Source organism: Gulosibacter sp. 10 (genome assembly GCF_900163695.1).
Lineage (GTDB): Bacteria > Actinomycetota > Actinomycetes > Actinomycetales > Microbacteriaceae > Gulosibacter.
Genome location: NZ_FUIC01000007.1, coordinates 35,517 through 55,807, shown reverse-complemented (window position 1 = coordinate 55,807; position 20,291 = coordinate 35,517). Strand labels below are relative to the sequence as shown.

The 20,291-nt window shown below is 71.4% G+C and carries 19 protein-coding genes and 2 tRNA genes; 10 read left to right on the top strand and 11 right to left on the bottom strand.

Annotation, left to right across the window (positions count from 1 at the left end; all coding sequences use genetic code 11):
* The first annotated feature begins 25 nt into the window (after positions 1–25).
* Both FM112_RS01685 and FM112_RS01680 read left to right on the top strand, forming a co-directional pair.
* A tRNA-Gly gene (locus FM112_RS01685) sits at positions 26–99 on the top strand.
* 158 nt (positions 100–257) lie between these two features.
* Positions 258–2,678: a phosphoketolase gene (locus FM112_RS01680; RefSeq protein ID WP_087002601.1), complete on the top strand. Its 2,421-nt coding sequence runs from the start codon at positions 258–260 to the stop codon at positions 2,676–2,678.
* A 13-nt stretch (positions 2,679–2,691) separates the two neighbouring features.
* Here the strand turns inward: FM112_RS01680 and FM112_RS01675 are convergent, their stop codons facing one another.
* Together FM112_RS01675 and FM112_RS01670 are read right to left on the bottom strand one after the other, a co-directional pair.
* Positions 2,692–3,366, bottom strand: coding sequence for a hypothetical protein (locus FM112_RS01675; RefSeq protein ID WP_087002599.1), 675 nt, complete (start codon positions 3,364–3,366; stop codon positions 2,692–2,694).
* The gene (locus tag FM112_RS01670; RefSeq protein WP_087002597.1) at positions 3,363–4,670 is read right to left on the bottom strand and encodes an Imm52 family immunity protein; all 1,308 of its coding nucleotides are present in this window, start codon (positions 4,668–4,670) and stop codon (positions 3,363–3,365) included. The genes FM112_RS01675 and FM112_RS01670 overlap by 4 nt, the downstream gene beginning before the upstream one ends.
* 104 nt (positions 4,671–4,774) lie before the next feature.
* Here FM112_RS01670 and FM112_RS01665 point away from each other — a divergent pair.
* Positions 4,775–4,848: transfer RNA gene (locus tag FM112_RS01665), tRNA-Pro, on the top strand.
* Positions 4,849–5,064: 216 nt separating this feature from the next.
* Here the strand turns inward: FM112_RS01665 and FM112_RS01660 are convergent.
* Positions 5,065–5,457 (bottom strand): ImmA/IrrE family metallo-endopeptidase, encoded by a 393-nt coding sequence (locus FM112_RS01660; RefSeq protein ID WP_140400534.1) that lies wholly within the window; start codon positions 5,455–5,457, stop codon positions 5,065–5,067.
* 29 nt (positions 5,458–5,486) lie between these two features.
* Positions 5,487–5,939: a helix-turn-helix transcriptional regulator gene (locus tag FM112_RS01655; protein WP_176386621.1), complete on the bottom strand. Its 453-nt coding sequence runs from the start codon at positions 5,937–5,939 to the stop codon at positions 5,487–5,489.
* Positions 5,940–6,150: 211 nt separating this feature from the next.
* On the opposite strand from FM112_RS01655, the gene FM112_RS01650 reads away from it, so the two are divergent.
* The 5 genes from FM112_RS01650 (at position 6,151) to FM112_RS01630 (ending at position 9,889) form a co-directional block, all read left to right on the top strand.
* The gene (locus tag FM112_RS01650) at positions 6,151–6,501 is read left to right on the top strand and encodes a hypothetical protein (protein ID WP_087002591.1); all 351 of its coding nucleotides are present in this window, start codon (positions 6,151–6,153) and stop codon (positions 6,499–6,501) included.
* Entirely contained in the window at positions 6,498–6,761 is a 264-nt protein-coding gene (locus tag FM112_RS01645) for a hypothetical protein (RefSeq protein WP_087002589.1), read from the top strand. Before FM112_RS01650 ends, FM112_RS01645 begins: the two co-directional genes overlap by 4 nt.
* Positions 6,762–7,116: 355 nt before the next feature.
* The gene (locus tag FM112_RS01640) at positions 7,117–8,148 is read left to right on the top strand and encodes a LysM peptidoglycan-binding domain-containing protein (RefSeq protein ID WP_087002587.1); all 1,032 of its coding nucleotides are present in this window, start codon (positions 7,117–7,119) and stop codon (positions 8,146–8,148) included.
* Positions 8,149–8,333: 185 nt separating this feature from the next.
* A complete protein-coding gene (locus tag FM112_RS01635; RefSeq protein ID WP_087002585.1) occupies positions 8,334–8,609 on the top strand; it encodes a hypothetical protein in 276 nt (91 codons plus the stop codon).
* Positions 8,610–8,815: 206 nt separating this feature from the next.
* Positions 8,816–9,889 carry a hypothetical protein gene (locus tag FM112_RS01630; RefSeq protein WP_140400532.1) on the top strand — a complete coding sequence of 358 codons (1,074 nt, stop codon included), beginning with the start codon at positions 8,816–8,818 and terminating at the stop codon, positions 9,887–9,889.
* A 53-nt stretch (positions 9,890–9,942) separates the two neighbouring features.
* Here the strand turns inward: FM112_RS01630 and FM112_RS01625 are convergent, their stop codons facing one another.
* From FM112_RS01625 to FM112_RS01610, 4 genes are all read right to left on the bottom strand, one after another.
* Positions 9,943–10,782, bottom strand: a complete 840-nt coding sequence (locus tag FM112_RS01625; protein ID WP_087002581.1) for an NADPH-dependent oxidoreductase — start codon at positions 10,780–10,782, stop codon at positions 9,943–9,945.
* A 98-nt stretch (positions 10,783–10,880) separates the two neighbouring features.
* Positions 10,881–12,050, bottom strand: coding sequence for an acyl-CoA dehydrogenase family protein (locus FM112_RS01620; protein ID WP_254910319.1), 1,170 nt, complete (start codon positions 12,048–12,050; stop codon positions 10,881–10,883).
* A gap of 23 nt (positions 12,051–12,073) precedes the next feature.
* Positions 12,074–13,321, bottom strand: a complete 1,248-nt coding sequence (locus FM112_RS01615; protein ID WP_087002576.1) for a beta-ketoacyl synthase — start codon at positions 13,319–13,321, stop codon at positions 12,074–12,076.
* Positions 13,318–14,838, bottom strand: coding sequence for a fatty acid--CoA ligase family protein (locus FM112_RS01610; protein WP_087002573.1), 1,521 nt, complete (start codon positions 14,836–14,838; stop codon positions 13,318–13,320). The genes FM112_RS01615 and FM112_RS01610 overlap by 4 nt, the downstream gene beginning before the upstream one ends.
* Positions 14,839–15,062: 224 nt before the next feature.
* Here FM112_RS01610 and FM112_RS01605 point away from each other — a divergent pair, with 224 nt between their 5' ends.
* A complete protein-coding gene (locus FM112_RS01605) occupies positions 15,063–16,580 on the top strand; it encodes an MDR family MFS transporter (RefSeq protein WP_087002571.1) in 1,518 nt (505 codons plus the stop codon).
* 90 nt (positions 16,581–16,670) lie between these two features.
* Here FM112_RS01605 and FM112_RS01600 read toward each other — a convergent pair whose 3' ends face one another.
* Both FM112_RS01600 and FM112_RS01595 read right to left on the bottom strand, forming a co-directional pair.
* Positions 16,671–17,960 carry an alpha-hydroxy acid oxidase gene (locus FM112_RS01600; protein WP_087002569.1) on the bottom strand — a complete coding sequence of 430 codons (1,290 nt, stop codon included), beginning with the start codon at positions 17,958–17,960 and terminating at the stop codon, positions 16,671–16,673.
* A gap of 129 nt (positions 17,961–18,089) precedes the next feature.
* Entirely contained in the window at positions 18,090–18,773 is a 684-nt protein-coding gene (locus FM112_RS01595) for a FadR/GntR family transcriptional regulator (RefSeq protein ID WP_087002567.1), read from the bottom strand.
* A 174-nt stretch (positions 18,774–18,947) separates the two neighbouring features.
* Between FM112_RS01595 and FM112_RS01590 the strand changes: the two genes are divergently transcribed.
* Positions 18,948–19,331, top strand: coding sequence for a hypothetical protein (locus FM112_RS01590; RefSeq protein WP_176386620.1), 384 nt, complete (start codon positions 18,948–18,950; stop codon positions 19,329–19,331).
* Here the strand turns inward: FM112_RS01590 and FM112_RS01585 are convergent.
* Complete coding sequence (locus FM112_RS01585) at positions 19,328–19,732, bottom strand: cupin domain-containing protein (RefSeq protein WP_087002565.1); 405 nt, start codon at positions 19,730–19,732, stop codon at positions 19,328–19,330. The two genes, FM112_RS01590 and FM112_RS01585, sit on opposite strands and share 4 nt — an antisense overlap.
* Positions 19,733–20,291 lie beyond the last annotated feature (559 nt).

The following is a 20,291-nucleotide window of genomic DNA, read 5'->3' as shown; positions in this document are numbered from 1 at the left end:
GCAACGTCCTGTTTCGCACAGGCCCGGGGATGTAGCTCAATGGTAGAGCCTCAGTCTTCCAAACTGATAGTGCGGGTTCGATTCCCGTCATCCCCTCCATCCCCCGCGCGGCCGCGATCTTCTGAGCGCTTGCCCACCTGACGCTTCGCTCGCGGTCGGGCGCCCCCGATAGCGTGACTCCACGCATCCGGCGGCCGCGCCCATCCACCACGCCAGGCACCCGCGCGAGCCGTGCGGATCGTGGAAGCGAGGACGCGATGACCATCGAATCCGACCAGCACGCACCGATCCCGCCCGCGCAGCAGCCGCTCGGCGACGAGGAGCTCCGCCGTCTCGACACCTGGTGGCGGGCCGCCAACTACCTCTCCGCCGGGCAGATCTACCTCATGGACAACCCGCTGCTGCGGGAGCCCCTCCGGCCCGAGCACATCAAGCCCCGCCTGCTCGGGCACTGGGGCACGACGCCGGGCCTCAACTTCATCTACGCCCATCTCAACCGCGCCATCATCGCGCGCGACCTCGACATGATGTACGTGATGGGACCGGGGCACGGCGGGCCCGGCCCGGTGGCCGCGGCCTGGCTCGAGGGCAGCTGGTCCGAGGCCTACTCGGAGGTGAGCCGCGACGAGGAGGGCATGCGCCGGCTCTTCCGCCAGTTCTCCTTCCCGGGCGGCATCCCCTCGCACGTCGCGCCCGAGGTGCCGGGCTCGATCCACGAGGGCGGGGAGCTCGGCTACTCGCTCGCCCACGCGTACGGCGCGGCCTTCGACAACCGGGACCTGGTCGTCGCGGCCATCGTCGGCGACGGCGAGGCGGAGACCGGCCCGCTCGCCGCGAGCTGGCACTCGAACAAGTTCGTCGATCCGCGCCGCGACGGCACGGTGCTGCCCATCCTCCACCTCAACGGCTACAAGATCGCGAACCCCACGGTGCTCGCGCGCATCGCGCCGCAGGAGCTCGAGCAGCTGCTGCGCGGCTACGGGCACTCGCCCTACTTCGTCGAGGGCGACGACCCGGAGACCATGCACCGCGACTTCGCCCGGGCGCTCGACGCCTGCCTCGACGAGATCGCCGAGATCAAGCGGCGCGCGCTCGCGGGCGACTCCGAGCGCCCTGCCTGGCCGATGATCGTGCTCCGCTCCCCGAAGGGATGGACCGGGCCGGAGACGGTCGACGGCGAGCCGGTCGAGGGCACCTGGCGCTCGCATCAGATCCCCGTGGACGCGGCGCGCGAGGACGAGGGGCACCGGCGCATCCTCGAGGAGTGGCTGCGCGGCTACCGCCCCGAAGAGCTCTTCGACGAGGCGGGAGCCCCCAGGCCGGAGGTCGCCGAGCTGCATCCGGCGGGAGAGCGCCGGATGAGCGCGAACCCCCACAGCAACGGCGGCCGGCTGCTGCGCGATCTGCGGCTGCCCGACTACCGCGACTACGCGGTGGAGGTGCGGGAGCACGGCCGGGAGACCGCCGAGGCAACGAAGGTGCTGGGCGTCCTGCTCCGCGACGTGATGCGGCGGAACGGCACGAGCTTCCGCGTCTTCGCCCCGGACGAGAACAACTCGAATCGGCTCGACGCGGTGCTCGAGGCCACCGACCGCACCTGGAACGCCGCGATCCTCGACGGCGACGACCGGCTCGCCCCGGACGGGCGGGTCATGGAGATCCTCTCCGAGACGACCCTCCAGGGCTGGCTCGAGGGCTACCTCCTCACCGGACGGCATGGGCTCTTCACGAGCTATGAGGCGTTCATCCACATCGTCGACTCGATGTTCAACCAGCACGCGAAATGGCTCGGGACGACCGATCGCATCCCGTGGCGCAGGCCCATCGCCTCGCTCAACTATCTGCTGACCTCGCACGTGTGGCGTCAGGACCACAACGGCTTCTCGCACCAGGATCCCGGATTCATCGACCACGTCATGAACAAGAAGCCCGAGGTCGTGCGCGTGTACCTGCCGCCGGACGCGAACACGCTGCTGGCGACCGCCGATCACTGCCTGCGCAGCCGGCAGCGGGTCAACGTGATCGTGGCGGGCAAGCAGCCGGAGCCGCAGTACCTCGACATCGACGAGGCGATCGCGCACTGCCGCAGGGGCGCGGGGATCTGGCGCTGGGCGAGCAGCGACGAGGGCGCCGAGCCCGATGTCGTCATGGCCTGCGCGGGCGACGTGCCCACGCAGGAGACGCTCGCGGCGGTCGGCATCCTGCGCGAGCACTTCCCGGACCTGCGCATCCGGGTGGTCAACGTGGTCGACCTCATGCGGCTGCAGGACGAGGGCTCGCATCCGCACGGCATGCCGGACCGCGAGTACGACGCGCTGTTCACGACGGACACGCCCGTGATCTTCGCGTTCCACGGCTACCCGGCGCTCGTGCACCGGCTCACCTACAAGCGGTCGGGCCACGAGCAGCTGCACGTGCACGGCTATCGCGAGGAGGGGACGACGACCACGCCCTTCGACATGTGCGTGCTCAACCGCATCGACCGCTTCCACCTCGCGATCGACGTCATCGACCGGGTGCCGCGTCTGCGCGGCATCGGCGCGCATGCGCGGGATGCGCTGGAGAACGAGCTCGTCCGGCACCACGAGTACATCCGCGAGCACGGGGAGGACCTGCCCGAGGTGCGGGACTGGGTGTGGCAGGGCGGTCCCGCCGCGGGCGACCGGGTCGGCGACTGAGGTCCGGCCCCGGCTAGCCCGGCTGCTGCCAGTAGCCCTTCCACTCGTCGGGCCGGTTCAGCCGGACGTAGGCCGGGACCGAGCGCTCGTCGGGGAGTTCGTCGAGATAGCCGAGACCGGGGGCGAGGAGCCGTCGGAGCTCGGGGATGATGGTGGACCGATACGCCTCGTCGACCGCCTCGACCGAGTCCTCGCCGGCAAAGCTCTCGGCGACCTCGGAGATGGTAAGGGCGAAGGCGAGGGCGAGCCGGACGATCTCCGTGGTCTCGGGAACGACGGTGGTGTTGTACGGCTCACTGTTGATCGCGCCCTCCGCGAGGAGCCAGTGGAAGGGCTCGTCCGCGGGGCCCACGTCGAGCATCATCGGCCGGTACCGATGCCGGGCGCCGAACTCGATCCGCCGTCGTCGCCCCGTCGGAGTCAGGGCGTCGAGGGGGAGGTCGACGAGGAGCCCCTCCCGCTCGAGCCGGCCGAGGCCGTCCGCGGCGTCGCCGGGATCGAGTCCCGCGTGGCCGGGAAGCTCGGCGAGCGAGGATTCGCAGTCCCGGGCGGCGCGCCACAGCGCCGCCTCGACGCTGTCGAGCTCGTGGATCTCGCGGCCGTTGCGGACGATCCGGTGCGCGCCGCCATCCACGAAGTGCTTGCCGGCCGGGAACCCGATCGGCAGCGCGAGTGTCGGGAGCATCATGCCGTTCCTCCGCTCGGGGCGTCGACGGTCTGCAGGCTCAGCGCGCCGCGCGCGACGAGCCGCTGCGATTCGCGGAGGAACTGCTCGGCGACGAACCACGGCGTGCTCGCCCCTGATGGATCGGTCGAGGCCACGGTCTCGCAGGCGCTCCAGAGGTCGGGGTACGCGGGGCCGATCGTGTACACGTTCGCCGTCGTGCCCCCGACGGCGATGCCGTCGCCCTCCCTCGGGCCGATCAGGGCGGCGCCGATCGGCCAGTCCGCGGCGCCGAGCACCGGCATCAGCGTCTCGATGCGGTGCGTTCTGCAGAAGTCCCTGACGGAGCCGCCGAGCGCCGGGACCTCGGCGATGAGCCCGTGGTTCAGCAGCGCCCGGAGGATCGGCTCGGGGCGGGGCACCGCGAGCGACTGCGCCCGCTCGTTCGCGTCTGCGAGGGTCCAGCTGCCGTCGACGGTCGCCGGGCGTCCCGCGGCCGAGGTCCACACGACGTACTCCTCGCGGCTCATCTCGATGATGACGTGCCCGCGATCCACGATGCGCCAGACACTGCCGCCGTCCACGAGGGCGAACCCGAGATCCCAGCCGATCCGGTGGAGCTCGGGAACGCGAGTCGGATCGGCGGGAACCGGATCGCGGGCGGCCGATCGCCAGAGGCGGTCCAGGAGGTCGAGCATCGGCGCGGGGTCTCGGAGCTCGGGGTCGTCGCCGAGGCGGGCGATCGCGCCCCGGTGGAAGCGCTCCGCGCGGGGATCGAGTGCGAGCATCGCATCGCGCCAGCCGTAATTGAGGTAGCCGAGCGAGCGTCGTTCGTCGGTGAGATGCTCGGCGCCGCCGAGGAGCCCGGAGGTCCATACCGCCCAATCGGGGTCGAACGCCCTGACGATCGCCTCCATCAGGGATCGCGCTTCGGGCGGGGTGCGGAGGGCGGTGCACGAGGATTCCAGGTGCAGCGCGCAGGAGCTCTCCACGGTCTCCTCCGTCTGACCGGCGTGAAGGTGCACATGCAGCCCGGGCACCTCCTCGGAGGTGAGGTCGAGCAGGTACCCCATGGCGGGGATGGGAGCGCCGCGAGAATCCTTCGCGATGCGCAGGCGGATCACCTTGGCGAGGCCCTCGACGTCGTCCGCCTCGATCACGGTCTTCGCGGGGCGGCGCCGCCAGGTTCGCGCCGCGGGCGCGAGTCCGCGGAGGCCCGTGAGGAATTCGGAGAGGCGCCGAGCGAGCTGCTCAGGGTCGGTCGGCCGGGCGCGCCAGGCCGCGGCGAGTGCGAGGTCGTCCTCGGGGATGATCGGCACGGCGGTCATGCCGCTCACGCTAGGCGGCGGCGGTGTGCTTCCGCTCCGAACGGCTCGACGGACGGCCGCCGCCGAATCCGGGCTACACTTGCACGGGCCGCGATCCGCGGCGCCGGGACTTAGCTCAGCTTGGTAGAGCGCTCGCTTTGGGAGCGAGAAGTCGCAGGTTCAAATCCTGTAGTCCCGACCGCGAAGGCCCGGACTCCCGCACTCTGATGCGGGAGTCGGGGCCACTTCCGTTTCCGGGTTAGGCCAGGTGTAGGCCACGGTCGTCTTCCGGTCGTCTTGGCACTGGACCTACCAGCGCGCGGTGCCGTTGCTCGGCGAGTACAGCGATCACCTCGTCGAGGCGGTCGCGGACGATCCGGGGCCATCCGTCCTTCGGCCGGACGCGCGCCCGTGCCTAGGCGACGAGGCGCCACAGCTGTTCCGCGCGGCGGTGGTTGTTCGGATTGGAGATCCACGTCCGGAGCATGTGCGGGGTGACCATCAGCTCATCGCACCAGTGCTCCGGGTGCTCGGGCCGCTCGACGGCGCAGCGCACGACATCGGAGACCCGGATGAGCCGATTCGCCGCCCACCGGTCGGCGCGAGCCTCGATGCGGGGGCTCGTGCACGTATCGCCGTAGTGGTGGTGCGCGAGCTCGTGGGCGAGCGCGCAGCGTCTCGAGAGCGCGGTCATGCCCGTTCTGAGGGCGATCAGCCGGTGCGCGTGGTAATACCGGCCGGTCTCGGGGATATCGTCCTCGACGACCTCGATGCCGTGCTCGGCGGCGTAGAAATCGGGTGACCACATGGGGGAGAGGCTGCCACGGCCCTCCGACATCACTCGCGGTCGAGCTCCTCCTCGGAGTCGTCGGTGCCGGCGACGTAGCCGAGCTCGGGCAGCGCCCGGCTCGTCGACGAGAAGCGCTCGTCGGCCTCGATGACCTCGCCCTCGGGGCCGTCGGCGAGCGTGCTCACGGGCTCTCGCATCCGCTCGGATTCCTCGGCTCGGCGCAGGATCTCTCTCGCGAGCTCCGTATCGGTCGCCCGTTCGAGCGCCGAGGCGACGCCGGGGGCGCCGGCTTCCTCCTCCGTGACGAAGCCCGAGGCGACGAGCGCCTCCAGCACGTTCAGGCCGTAGGCGCGCGCGACCTTGATGACGAGGCCTGCATCGAGCGTCGATGCTCCCGAGATCTGCCTGCTGAGCGTGCTCTGCGTCACCCCTGCGCGAGCCGCGATGTCTCGAAGCGAAGCGCCGTCCGTGCGGGCGGAGAGCCAGTTGAGGTAAGTCACCCGTCCATCGTGACGCATCCCGACTGTTCATGCAATAACGCGTCGCGTCTTGCGAGTTTGCATCGCATGATGCAAGAATGAATTTAGTGATGCGAAAGAGCATCGCTTGATACGGAAGGGAGATGGCATGGCACGACTCAGGCTTCGGGCTCGGGCCCTCGAGCGTCTGAAGGAGACGCGGGGGATTCCCGATGACGGAGCGTTGGCCCGCATGATCGGCGTCGACCGATTCACGCTGCGGCGAATCCGCGACGGAGCCGAGCCCTCCGGCGAGTTCGTCGCCGCTGCGGCGCTCGCGCTCGAGGTCGAGATCGGGGCGCTGTTCGAGGCCTTCCCCGGTGAGGAGGTCGGAACGCCCGACGGAGCGCAGGGCTTCGAACCGGCGGATTCCGTCGACGGCGCTCTCCCCGCACCGCGACGACTCGCGGCGACGAGGACCGGGAAGACGGATGCGCCGATCGCGCAGGACAGGGCTCCGGGCGGTCGCGGGATGCAGGAGCAGTCGGGGCCGGACGCGATCATCCGCGTCGGGAGCCCGGAGAACCCCAAGGAGGAGCGATGACGGAACGAGAGGGATTCCCGGCGATTCGGGCGCGGGCGTATCAGTGGAGGCACGGTGCGGGAGAGGTCACCCCGGTGATCATGCTCGAGAGGCGGAAGGGGCGGAAGCGCTTCCTCATCGGCCCGATCGCATACGAAGACGCCTACGGCTTCGTGGATTCGATCCACGACCTGGCCGACGCCCACGAGACCGCCAAGCGGGAGGCCGCGCGTGAAGAGGCGGCGCAGAGGCCGTCCGATCCGTCATCCCGCGCGGAGTGAGGCGGAAGGGCGCCGTCGCCCCTCGACGACGGATGGCCGGCCCGCGTCCGTGCGACCGGCGATCCGCGCCCACCGGTGGTGCGGGGCGGCCGCGAGCGTCACCGCGCTCGTGCGCTGCCGGGCCGCGCCCCGCGAGGAGGGTGGCAGCCGATCCGGCGTACGCCGGAGGCCCTGCGGAGAGCAGGGCGAAACGGGTCCGCGAGGACGACTGCGGTCGCCGAGAACCGGCGACGGGGATCGCTTCCGGGCCTCCGGAACGCATCGCGGATGCGTTCCGGAAACACCCACGGGCGGGAACCCCCGCCTCAACTATGCCGCCCCACCAGGGCGGCCCACTGCCTGAAGGAGGCAAATTATGGTGCAAAAAGACATCGGATTCCCCAACGGGGATATGCGCAACGCCGCGGGAACCGCGAACATCGGAGGGAAGGGATGGCGGCTCCGGCCGGAGGCCGCACGCGCGCTGGAGGCGCTGGCGTCGGTGTTCCGATCCCGGTTCGCCTACACGCTGCCGATCCTGGAGACGCATCGCTCGCTCGCCGAGCAGCAGCGGCTGTGGGACCTGTATCAGTCCGGGCAGGGCAACCTCGCCGCCAGGCCCGGCACCTCGGTCCACGGCTGGGGCCTGGCGATCGACCTCGGCTCGCCGCTGAACCTGCACGGCTCCACCGAGTCGGGGTGGATGCGGTCGAACATGGGCGACTACGGGTTCTGGGACGGCGGCCAGGCGAGCTGGCCGCAGAAGGAGCCGTGGCACATCGAGTACCGAGGAGGCGGCAGCAAGGAGCCGGGCGGCGTCTCGAGCACGATGCGCCAGCATACGGTGAAGGAAGGCCAGACGCTCGTTTCCATCGGCACGAAATACCGGGTCTCCACGGCATGGCTTCGAAGCCAGAACGGGCTCACCTCCGATGTGATCAAGGTCGGGCAGAAGCTGTGGGTGACGGTGAAGTACGTCGAGCCCTATGGCAAGGGCACGGCCGGTACTTACACGGTGAAGACATGGCCGGGGGATGTGATCTATTTCCTCAAGGGAGGCGATACGGTCAACGGCGTCGCACGTGCCCACGGAATCTCCGAAGCACTGCTGATCCGGATGAACAACGCCCCGGAGAAGGGGTTCACGCACTGGCCTGTCGGCCTGGGAGTGCGTCTCACGGTGAAGCACGCTCCTCTCACGTGGGAGTACCTCGACCTCGGCTCCAAGGGGCTCGCCGTGCTGCAGGTGCAGAACCGCCTCAACGTGCGCGGTGCACGGCTCGTGGTGGATGGCGATTACGGCTCGGCGTCCAGGAGCGCGGTCGCGGACTTCCAGGAGCGCCAGGGCATGTCTCGATCCGGGAGAGTCGACCGGGGTACGTGGGACGCACTGTTCAAGGAGATCTGACCCTGCAGGCGTCGGCCGCCACTGTCGGCGTTCTCCCGCGATACATCGGGGACGCCGGGGACTGCTACGACGTAGGGGGCTCGGTGCCGCATGAGCGTCCGATGCATGTCGTCGGGATCGTACGGCCCGGCCGATCGCGGCAGCGGGAGAGGCCCGAACCGGGGAGCGGTCGGGAAGGAGAGCACATGACGGAGAAGCGGGAAATGCGCGCGGAGCCGTCCGCCGACGAGGGGAGGACCCGCAAGGCTGCACTCGAGCGGGCGAAGGCCACGTTCTGGCAGTCGCTCGCGGGGAGCGCCGCGTTCGCGGTGCCCTTCGGGCAGGTGACGACGTGGGGCGATCTGCAGCAGCAGGCGATCGCATTCGCGATCGCGGGGATCGGATCGCTCACCGCCGCGCTCGTCGCGGCGGCGGCGTCCTATGCGCGTCACCGCGGCGGAGTGCCGGAGCGCACGGAATAGGAGCGCATGCGCCCCGCTCGGATTCGTCCGGGCTGGGCGCATGTCCGCGTCCGCGGCCGGCTGCAGAGGGCGGGGCGCCGGTTCGATACCTCGATGTCCGCCGCCCCGGCGGGGCGGTTCCGGGCGATCGACTCTCGCGGGTATTCACCAGCTCCGCAGCCGCCGCGCCGATCCGATTCGCGGGTTGCTGCGCGATAATGGCTCGGATGAACGGACACGGCTGGACTTCGACCGACGGCATGGGCGGCTCGCACGGCGACCTCGCGGTGCCAGGCGTGCGCTGGCGGCGGCGGGGCAACGCAATCGAGCTGAACTTCGACGAGCAGGTGGGCGGCAAGCTGTGGCGCCGCAACGTGTTCTCGCCGAGCGCGATCCCCGCGATGCGCGCCATCGGCTGGGGCATCGCCGGATTCGCGACCACCGCGACCGTCAGCACCGGCTGGTTCCTCTCCTCGCTCGTGACCGACATCTCGTTCATGCCCTGGGGCGTCGCGCTGCTGGTCTGCGCGGCATCCGGGCCCGTCGCGGGCGTGATCGGCTACTTCCAGGGCCGCCGCAAGCAGCGGCAGGTGCGCTCCCGCATCTCGGCCGAGAACCGCATCGACCGCGCCATCACCACCGGGCTCGGCAGCGAGTACCGCGCCGCCAAGGCGAAATCCTTCTCGCAGAAGCTCATGGCGGCGCTGCGCACGGGGCAGACGCAGCGGGCCAACGTCCTCTCGCTCGACGGCTACCACGAGTTCCGCATCGACCCCGTCGACGGGCACACCGTCCGCATCGAGCCCGTGGAGCCGACCAAGGAGATCGGCTGGTTCAATCAGCTCGCCAAGTCCATCCCCGCCGCCGGGGGCGCCAAGCAGCCTGCGGACGACTCGGTCACCGCGGAGCCCGACCACCGGATGGCCCTGCTCGAGGAACGGCTCGAGGCGATCCGCCGCACCGGCGAGATCGACTCCTCGCACATGCTCTACCCCAAGTTCGTCACGCTGCAGGTCGACCGGATCACCGAGTACCACCAGCTCTCCGCGCGGGTCTCGAGCGTCGCCGCGCTCGGCACCACCGAGGCCCAGTTCGCGGCCTACGAGCTCGTCGAGGATCTCGAGAACGTGATCGAGCTGATGCGCGTCGGCGTGGACGAGCTCGAGGACGCGGTGATCGAGGACGCGCAGCTCGATTCGCGCGCCCATCTCATCTTCCTGCACGAGAAGTACGATCGCGAGGCGCGCAAGGCGCAGGCGAGCCCGCCGCCCGCCGCGAGCGGTCACGAGTCCTCCGACTAGCTGGACAACACAACTAGCCGGGCGCGGCGGGGGATGCGCCGCGCCGGCGCGCATCAGCCGGAGAGGAGCCCCTTCGAGGAGAGCCACTCGCGCATCTGCTGGCGGCCGTGCAGCCCCTCGGCCGGGCCGACCCTCCCGCCCAGCGTCCGCGCCCACGAGTAGTCGGGCTTGCCGTACCGCGCGTAGTACTCACGCAGGCGCTCCTCGTACTCCTCCGCGCCGGACTCCCACGCCGCGTCGTCGTACTGCTCGTGGTGGAGCACGGCCCGCTGCGGCAGCCGCGGCTTCGTGTCCGCCTCCTCGGCGGGGTCCGGGTGCCCGATCGCGAGCCCGAACGCGGGGAACGCGTATTCCGGCAGCCCGAGCTCCTCGGCCACGGCGAGCGGGTTGTTGCGCACGGAACCGACGAACACGCCGCCGAGCCCCAGCGACTCGGCGGCCAGCAGCGCGTTCTGCGCGCTGATCCCCGAGTCCACGAAGCCGACGAGCGTGTTCTCGAGGTACGCGTTCGTCTCGACGGCGGTGCCCGTGCGCTCGACAACCTGCGTCGCCCGGTGGAAGTCGACGACCCACACGAGGAAGACCTCGCACTCCTCGACGTACCGGCGGCCGCCGATCGCGGTCGAGATGCGGTCCTTGCGGTCCTGGTCCCGGACGGCGACCACGCTCCACACCTGCAGGTTGGAGGACTGGGACCCCGACTGCGCCGCGGCGATGAGCAGCTCCAGCTGCGCGTCCGAGACCTCGCCCGGCAGATACCTCCGCACGGAGCGGTGGCGCAGCTGCAGATCGACCACCGGCGTGCCTTCGGCAGGAGCCCCCTCGAGCGGGGCGCCGTACCGCCGTGCGATCAGTTCGGCCGTATCGGTCTGGACGTCCCGTGCGGTGCTCATATGCGCGTTCTCGACTCCTTCATCATCGGTACCGGTCTCATGCCATCGTATGGGAACCTCGTGCGGGCGCGGTGGCGCCCGCCGTCGACGCCGCCCGGTCAGTCGTCGAGGTAGGCGCCCGCGAAGAGAGGCCGCGCCCCGTCCCACCCGCTGGGGTGGAACATCCCGGCCAGGGCGTCGCGGTACAGGCGGTTGATCTCGGCGGCGTTGTCGAAGCCGCCGCCGCCCGCGCAGCGGAAGGCCGCCTCGACCACGCGGCGCGCCATCTCCGTGGCGTGCAGCTTCGCGCCGACGAAGCGGCGCGGCCAGCCGGCGCCGTGGTCCACGAGGGCGTCGAAGTCGCTTGTATAGGCGGCCAGCTGCGGCGGGATCGCCTCGTAGTCGATGGCGGCGTCCGCGATGCGGTCCCGGAACTCGGGCAGCTCGGAGTAGGGACGGTCGAGCTTGAGGGAGGTGCGCCGGCGCAGCTGCTCGGCGGCGAGCTCGAGCGCGCGGGCCGCGAGCCCCGTGTAGACCGAGGCGATGAGCAGCTGGAAGTTCGCGTTGATCGCGAAGGTGAGCGGATCGGGCGTCATGCCGGTCTCGATGCGCCGCGTCGCCCGATCCGCGCGCATGCGGGCGCGGTCGAGGATCGTCGCGCGCGACTGCGTGGCGCGCATGCCCATCGGGTCCCAGTGATCGGAGACCGCGATGCCCTCGGAATCGCGGTCGATGAACCCGTAGACGATGCGGGGGTCATCGGGATCGCTCGAGTCCAGGGCGTGCACGCCGAGCCGGGTCCAGACGGGGGAGAGCGAGGTGAAGATCTTCGTGCCGCTCACGAGGTAGCCGTCCTCGTCCGGCTCGGCGATGCTGTTGGAGCCGTACAGCACGAGGTCGTTGCCCGGCTCGCTGACGCCGAACGCGAAGACCTCGCCGGCCGCGGCCTCCTCGAGCACGAAGCGATGGGAGTCGTCCCCCCGCTCGAGGAGGGCGCGGGCGACGCCCGTCCAGACCAGATGCATGTTGATGCCGAGGGCCGTGGCGGGAGCGGCCTTCGCGAGTACCTGCTGAAGGCGCGAGACCTCGTACATGCCGAGGCCCGGCCCGCCGAGGTCCTCCGGCACGAACAGCCGGAGATAGCCGCGCTCGCGGAGCTCCTCGAAGTCCTCGGCGAAGAACCGGTTCTCGCGGTCGTATTCGGCCGCTCGCCCGTGGATGCGCCGGAGCAGGTCGTCCGGCAGGTACTCGGCCTGCAGCTCGGCGAAGCGGGTCTCGCGATCGGTCACTGGAACCTCCTGGGGTCGGTGGATCATTCGTATCGGCGCAGCAGCACCGCGCCGTTGTGGCCGCCGAACCCGAAGGAGTTCGACAGCACGGTGCGCACTGGCGCGCTCCGTGCCTCGGTCACGATGTCGTGGTCCGGGTACTCCGGATCATCGAGGTTGATGGTCGGCGGCAGCACGCCGTCGAGGATGGTGCGCACGGCGAGCAGCGCCTCGAGCGCGCCGCTCGCCCCGAGCAGGTGACCGGTCGAGGACTTGGTCGCGCTGATCGGCACGCCGCCGGCCCGCTCGCCGAGCACCGCGTCGAGTGCGAGCACCTCGGCGGCGTCGCCGGCGCGCGTGCCCGTGCCGTGCGCGTTGACGTGGTCGACCTCGTCCGCGGCGATCCCGGCGTCGGCGAGGCAGCGCCGCATGGCCGAGGCCGCGCCCGCGCCGCGCGGATGCGGGGCGGTGGGATGGTGGGCGTCGCTCGCCGCGCCGAAGCCGGCCAGCTCGGCGAGCGGCGCGGCGCCGCGGGCGAGCGCGCACTGCTCCGATTCGAGGAGGAGCGCGGCGGCGCCGGAGGACATCACGAACCCGCCGCGGCCCCTGTCGAAGGGCCGCGATGCGGCGGCGGGCGCCGACTCGGCGCCGGCGGCGAGGGCGCGCATGTTCGCGTTCGACGAGTAGTTCACCGGGTTGATACAGTCCTCCATCCCGACCACGAGCACTGCGTCGGCGTATCCGTGGCGGATGCCGCGCAGCCCCTCGCCGAGCGCGAATGCGCCGCTGGCGCAGGTGGCGGAGACGCCCCCGGCCGCGCCGAGCGCCCCGTGGCGCTGGCTCAGCAGCGCCGCGGCGGCGTCCGGCGCGCCGTGCATCGAGAGCGTCGGCGGCACGGCTCGCGGGCCGCGCTCGGCCAGCGTGCGCGCGGCCTCCTGCATGGCCTGCACGGGGCCCGAGCCGGTGCCCACGAGGATGTCCACGCGCTCGGGGCCGATGGCGGAGACCGCCGCCTCGGCTGCCCCACGTCCGCCCATCGCCTCGTCCGCCGCGGCGATCGCGTACCAGAGCACGCGGCTGAGCCGCCTCGACTCGCGCCGCTCGAGCACCAGATCCGGGTCGAAGCCCCGGACCTGCCCGCCGATGCGGACGGCGATATCCGCGAACTCCGGGCCCTCGAGCAGGCCGATGCCGCTCCGGCCGCGGCGCACGGCATCCCAGGTGCGCCCGGCGTCGAGCCCGGAGGGCGTCACCGCGCCGAGCCCGGTGACGACGACCCGGCGCCCGCTCACAGACGCACCAGCGGCGCCGCGCCGTCGCGCACGAGCTCCGCGGTCTCGGCCCGGCGGATCTTGCCGCCCACGGTTCTCGGCAGCGCGTCGATCCGGTACCAGCGGCGGGGCACGGCCTGCGGCGGCAGGTGCGCCCGGGCATGGGCCAGGAGCGCCGACTTGTCCGGGTGGCCGGCCCCCTCTATCACGAGCGCCACGAGGCTGCCGAGGCGCTCGTGCGGCACGCCGACCGCGCAGCAGGATTCGGCACCGCCGAGGAAGGAGAAGGCGCGCTCGACGTCGGGCAGGAACACCTTGTGCCCGCCGGTCACGAGGATGTCGCCCGCGCGCCCGACGAGGTCGAGCCCGCCGCCCACGAGCCGGCCCTGGTCGTGCACCGAGGCCCAGCCGTCGGCGTCGCGGAGCTCGACATCGGTGGTGGCCGCGACGTAGCCGCTCGCGGTCGAGGCCACGCGGATCCACAGCGATCCGACCTCGCCCTCCGGCAGGCGCCGCCCCGATGCGTCCCGGATCTCCGCCTCGACGCCCTCGTAGAGGGCGATGCGCGTGCCGTCGCCGTCGCGGCTGTCGCCGATGAACCCGATCTCGGCCGCACCGTAGTAGTTGATCAGCCGCACGCGGGGGAGCACCGCGGTGAAGTTCGCGCGGATGCCGCCGGAGAGGTTCGCGCCGCCCGTGACGACCAGCTCGAGGGGCTCGAACCGCTCGGGGTCGCGCTTCGCCGCCTCGGCGAGCGCCGGCAGCACGGCAGGGACGGCGACGATGCGGGAGATCCGCTCGGCCGCGATGCGGCGGGAGGCGTCGAGCGGGTCGAAGCGGTCGGCGAGATGGCAGGTGCCGCCCGAGAACAGGCACTCGACCAGCGCGAAGAGCGTGAGGCTGTAGGAGAGCGGCCCCGGGGCGAGCGTCGCGACGCCCGCCTCCGCCTCCAGGTACCGGCTCGAGACGCCGGCGTTGTACCGGTACTCGCCGCGCGTGCGGATGAAGGCCTTGGGCGCGCTCGTCGTGCCGGAGGAGAAGAGCAGCAGGAACGGCTCCTCGGCGGGGCGCACCGAGGCCGGGGCGGCGGGCTCCGTCTCCCGCTCGAGGGCGAGGAACTCCTCGAGGGGCAGGATCGTGCCGGCCCATCCCGCGGCGGCGAGCGCCTCCCGCAGCTCGGCGGAGTCGGAGATCACGAGTCCGATGCCGACGGCCGTGATGACTCCCACGCGGTGCTCGAGGGGCCAGCGCGGATCGATCGTGGCCGAGACGGCGCGGAAGCCGGCGAGCCCGGCGAGGATGCGCCCGGCGTGGTAGGCGTCGGCGATGCTCACCGCGGTGATGGGGATGCCCTGCGCCTCCGGGGCCGGCGTCGGCGCACTCCCGGCCTGCGCGGTGTGGAGGCGCTCCACCGCCGCGCGGACCCGCCGCCCGTCGGCGACGAGCCCGCCGTAGGAGAGCCGGCCGGAATCGCCGACGATGGCGAGCCGGTCGGGGTCGGCCTCGGCGACCTCGAGGATCTTCCCGGTTACCGGCACTCGACATCCTCCTTCATCCGCTCGCCGCGCCCCTCGGGCCGGCGTCCTCGACGAGCGTAACGCGCCGGGCGCCGGGAGCCTACGGTCGGATCCCGTTGTTCGCCGCCGGAGAAGATTCCGCGCGCCCTTTACCGCGCGCCATGACTACGTGTAGGCTGACGTGCTCGCCTCTGCGAGATTCACAGCATTTCTTCGCTGTCGCCGCTTCGTTCTTCAGGAGTCTCATGACGTCCACCAATACCGGACCGTTGAATACCGCGTCGATCCGTGCCGGGAACGCGAACGCCGCCGCGGACGGCGCCGGCGACGCCGACCGGCTGCCGCCCGGGGCCGGCCGGGTGATCTGGCTGCTCATCGTGGCCGCCTTCGTCGCGATCCTCAACGAGACGACGATGGCCAACGCCATCCCGCACCTCAACCGCGATCTCGGCATCCCGCCCGAGCTCGGCCAGTGGTTCACGAGCGCGTTCATGCTCACCATGGCCGTGGTCATCCCGACCACGGGCTACATCCTGCAGCGCTTCACCACCCGCCAGGTCTTCGTGGCGGCGATGCTCGCGTTCGCGATCGGCACCGCGGTGTGCTTCGTGGCCCCGGGCTTCACCGTGCTGCTCCTCGGCCGGGTCATCCAGGCCGCGGGGACCGGCGTGATGATGCCGCTGCTCATGACCACCGTGATGACGGTCGTGCCGCCCAAGCAGCGCGGCCGCTGGATGGGCATGGTCGGCATGGTCATCTCGCTCGCCCCCGCCCTCGGCCCCACCGCCTCCGGCGCCGTGCTCGACACGCTCGGCTGGCGCTGGCTCTTCGGCATCATCCTGCCCATCGCCGTTGTCGCGCTCGCGATCGGCGCGAAGTGGCTCACCAACCTCGGCGACACGAGCGGCGCGCCCTTCGACGTGCTCTCGGTCGTGCTCTCCGCGCTCGCCTTCGGCGGCATCGTCTTCGGCCTCAGCCAGTTCGGCGGCGAGGCGGCCGAGACCGGGCTCTCGCCGCAGGCGCTCGGCGGCATCTGCGTGGGGGCGGGCGCCGTGATGCTCGCGCTGTTCGTCTGGCGGCAGCTCGCGCTGCAGCGCGAGGACAAGGCGCTGCTCGACCTGCGGACCTTCGCGTCGCGGAACTTCACGATCGCCGTGGTGACCATGACCATCCTCGCCTGCGCGATGTTCGGCACGCTCACGCTGCTGCCGCAGTTCCTGCAGAACGTGATGGGGCTCGACGCCCTCCAGACCGGGCTGGTACTGATGCCCGGCTCGGTGCTCATGGGCATCCTGGCGCCGTTCATGGGCCGCATCTACGACGCGAAGGGGCCGCGGGCGCTGCTCGTGCCTGGCACCATCCTGGTGAGCGCCTCGCTGTTCGTGTACTCGACCGTGGGCGTCGACACCCACTGGCTCGAGCTCGTCATCGTGCAGACCGTCATCTCGGTGGGGCTCGCGATGTCCTTCACGCCGCTCTTCTCGGCCTCGCTGGGCTCGCTGCCGCAGCGCCTGTACTCGCACGGCTCGGCGTCGCTGAACACGATGCAGCAGGTCGGCGGTGCCGTGGGCGTGGCCGTGCTCATCGCGATCTACTCGGGATACCTGCACCGGGGCGAGCTGCAGGGGCTCGACGCGTCGCTGGCCGGGGCCCCCGGCGCCCGCACCGCGTTCCTCGTCGGCGCGATCGTCTCGCTCGTGCCGGTGGTGCTCGCGTGGTTCGTCCGCCGTCCCGCCGACCAGGAGGAGGACGCCGGGCGCTGACCCGCCCGCGTCGCCTGCGATGTCGAGGGCTCGTCCGGATCGCCGGGCGGGCCCTCGTCGTCTGCTCGGACGCGCCGTCCGCCCGGGCGGTCAGGCGTCCCGCTGCCGTTCGATGCGCCGCGCGGCTCCTGCGAGATCCGCATCCTCCGCGCGCCGCGGCACCATGCGGACGAGCTGGGTGACGTGCCTCGGCTCGAGCTCCTCGACGCTCGAGACCTGGACGAGCTTCATGGTCCGCTCGATCTGGTCGGCGAGGATCGCGATGGCCCGGTCCACGCCCGCCCGGCCGCCCGCCATGAGCCCGTAGAGGTAGGCGCGGCCGATCAGCGTGAAGTCGGCGCCCATCGCGAGCGAGGCGACGACGTCGGCACCGTTCATGATGCCCGTGTCGATGGCGATCTCGGTATCCGCCCCCACCTCCCGGACGACCTCGGGGAGCAGGTGGAACGGCACCGGTGCGCGGTCGAGCTGGCGTCCGCCGTGGTTCGACAGCACGAGCCCGTCCACGCCGAGGTCGACGAGGCGTCGCGAGTCCTCGACGTTCTGCACGCCCTTGATCACGATCCGGCCGGGGAACAGCTCGCGGATGATGCGCAGGTCGTCGAAGGAGATCGTCGGGTCCATCGCGGCGTCGAGCATCTCGCCCACGGTGCCGCCCGTGGAGGTCAGGGACGCGAACTCCAGCGGGGGAGTGGTGAGGAAGTCGAACCACCACCAGGGCCGGGGGATCGCGTCGAGGACGGTGCGGAGCGTCAGCTGCGGCGGGATCGAGAAGCCGTTGCGGGTGTCGCGCAGGCGCGCTCCCGCCACCGGGGTGTCGACCGTGAAGAAGAGCGTGTCGAAGCCGGCCTTCGCCGCGCGCTCCACGAGACCGTAGGAGATCTCCCGATCGCGCATCACGTAGAGCTGGAACCAGTTCCGGCCGGCGGGGTTCGCGGCCCGCACCTGCTCGATCGAGGAGGTGCCGAGGGTGGAGAGGCTGAACGGGATGCCCGCGGCCCGCGCGGCTCCGGCGCCGGCGATCTCGCCCTCGGTCTGCATGAGCCGGGTGAAGCCGGTGGGCGCGATGCCGAAGGGCAGCGCGGAAGGCCCGCCGAAGATCTCCGTGCTCGTGTCCACCCGCGAGACGTCCCGGAGGATCGACGGGTGGAACTCGATGTCGCGGAAGGCCCGCCGCGCCCGCGCGATCGACAGCTCGCCCTCGGCGGCGCCGTCGGTGTAGTCGAACGCGGCCTTCGGCGTGCGGCGCTTCGCGATGCGGCGGAGGTCCTCGATCGTGAGAGCGGCGGCGAGCCGCCGCTTCTTCGCATCGAGTTCGGGCTTCTTGAACCGCATGAGCTCGAAGAGCTCCTTGGGCTTGGGCAGTTGGCGCTGAACCATGGCTTCCTCCAGTGATCGCACGGCGTCGGGCGGCCCCCTCGTCGCCCCTGGACGGGCCCGATCTGTGGTCGGACCACAGCATCCGAATGTACTGCCGCGATGAGCGCGGCGTCAATCAGGGCGCCGGGCTCAGCCGCGCTCGGTACGCTCGTGGTAGCCGCGGATGTGCCGTTCGAGCAGGGTCGCGGCCTCGGCGCCCTCGCCCTCGCGCAGGCGGCGGAGCACGGCGCGGTGCTCCGCCTGCAGCCGCTCCGCGAGCCCCGCCCAGCCCTCGATCCGCTCGGCGCGAGCGCGCGTCTGCTCGGCGATCGTGAGCCGCAGGGCGTCCATCAGGGTCGACACGAGCGGATTGCGGGCCGCCGATGCGCACACGGCGTGGAACTCGGCGTCGAGCCGGAGGAAGGCGGCGCGGTCGAGCCCGGGGTCGTCCATGCGGTCGAGCAGGCGCTCGGCCTCCTCCCAGTCCGCGCCGTCGGGGTCCGCGCTGCGCGCGCACCAGGTCTCGAGCAGGACGCGCAGCTGCATGAGGTCCTCCGCGCTCACCTGGCGGCTCGCGAGCTGGAGGCCGAGCGCCGTGCTCAGGCCCTGCTCCGGCGTCGCGGTGATGATCGTGCCCGCGTTCGGCCCGGACCCCGTGGCACTCCGGATCGTGCCGAGCACCTCCAGCACGCGAAGGGCCTCCCGCACCGCGCTGCGCGAGATGGCGAGCTCCTGCGAGAGCACGCGCTCGCCCGGTAGCCGGTCGCCAACGTGGAGGCGCCCGGCCGCGAGCTCACCCGTGACCCACTGCAGTACGGTCTCGTGCGCTTTCATCCGACCAAGTATCGCAGCCCCGCCCGGCGCCGCCGGGCCCGTGCGTCTCTCCGGGTCGTGCATTAGTGTGGAGGCCGCTCGCCACGGCGAGCGCGGCGGCCCCGGCGCCGCCGACGAGTGCCGCCGCCTCGGTGACACCCCGCACGTGTGCCGCCGACCGCGGATGGAGTCAAGATGTCGAATCACCTCGCCGAGCTTCGCGAACTCGCGCAGTTCGAGCGCGACTCGATGATCGAGCGGCGGGTCCGCGAGGGGGCGGACCCGGCGGAGGTCTACGCCGAGCTGCCCGAGACCGAGGAGCTGCTCGTGCTCATGCTGCGCGACGACGAGCTCGAGGCGCGCGGCCAGATGGCGGAGTACACGCTCGCGCGGATGGCGCAGCAGACGAGGCAGCCGAACGCGGAGACGCTCGGCCGGCTCGCCGACGGCATCGACGCCGGCCTCTACCGGGGCATCGCGCGCCGATACCCGCAGCTCAGCCGCACGGTGTGGCGGATGCTCGGGGACGTCGAGCCGGTCGGCTCGCTCGAGGAGCCGAGCTTCCGGAGCCTCGGCTAGCGCTCGCGGAGCCTCGGCATCAGCGGTTCGGGCTCGCGCCGCCGGTGCACGGTCAGATAGGCCAGCCCCCGATCGCCGGCGGCGAATCCGCGTCGCGCGCACCGGGGGAGCCACACCGCGCTCCCCTCGGAGAGCGTCACCACCTCCGCATCCGTGCGGAGGACTCCGTCGCCGGAGAGCACGACGACCAGCACGTCGAGGTCCGGCCCGTCGAAGGGCTCGATGCGATCTCCTGCGGGCAGGCGGATGACGTTCGCGTCGAGATCGCGCGGATCCTCGGCGAGGGTCCAGATCGCCCCGCCCGAGTCCGCGGCGGCCGCGGCCAGCTCCGCGCCGAGGTCGCCCACGACGCTGGCCCCGCGCGGCGCCTCCGGCCTCCTGTCGATCCCGTCTTCGCCCATATGGAGTGCAACAAACGGTACCGCGGTCTATTCCGCATCTCGGCCGAATTAACCGCCATCGTCATTCGCGCCGTCGTCATCCGCACCGGTGGTGGAGCGGTGCCGCACCCTATCGCCCGGACGGCGGTCGAGGCCTAACGCCGTATCGCCGGGCCGGGTGAATCGTGAACGTTCGGGGCGGCGCCGGACGGTTTTCGCGGCATAAAATAACAAAACCGTAACGATGGATTCGATTACGCGGACTCGCCTATGCCTATGCGGATCGAGCGGGGTCGCGGCGCCGACGGAACGGGACTTTCGGCGCGGGAATCCGCCGATCCGAGCCGAGGCCCCGGAGGTCGGACGCTAGGCTAGACCTCTGGGATCTTCCCTTGCTGGGCGACTTCCGAGCCCGCCAGAAAGGACGAAATTCCGAAGTGAGAAGCGGCCCCCTGAATTGCATTGCTCGGCCACAGGTCGATAGCGCCGGTCCGGCGACCGAGAGCGCAACGCTCGTTTAGCGAGTGGCCCGAACAGAAATTTTCACGAGATCCACTCGAGAGATCGAGATATCGAAGGA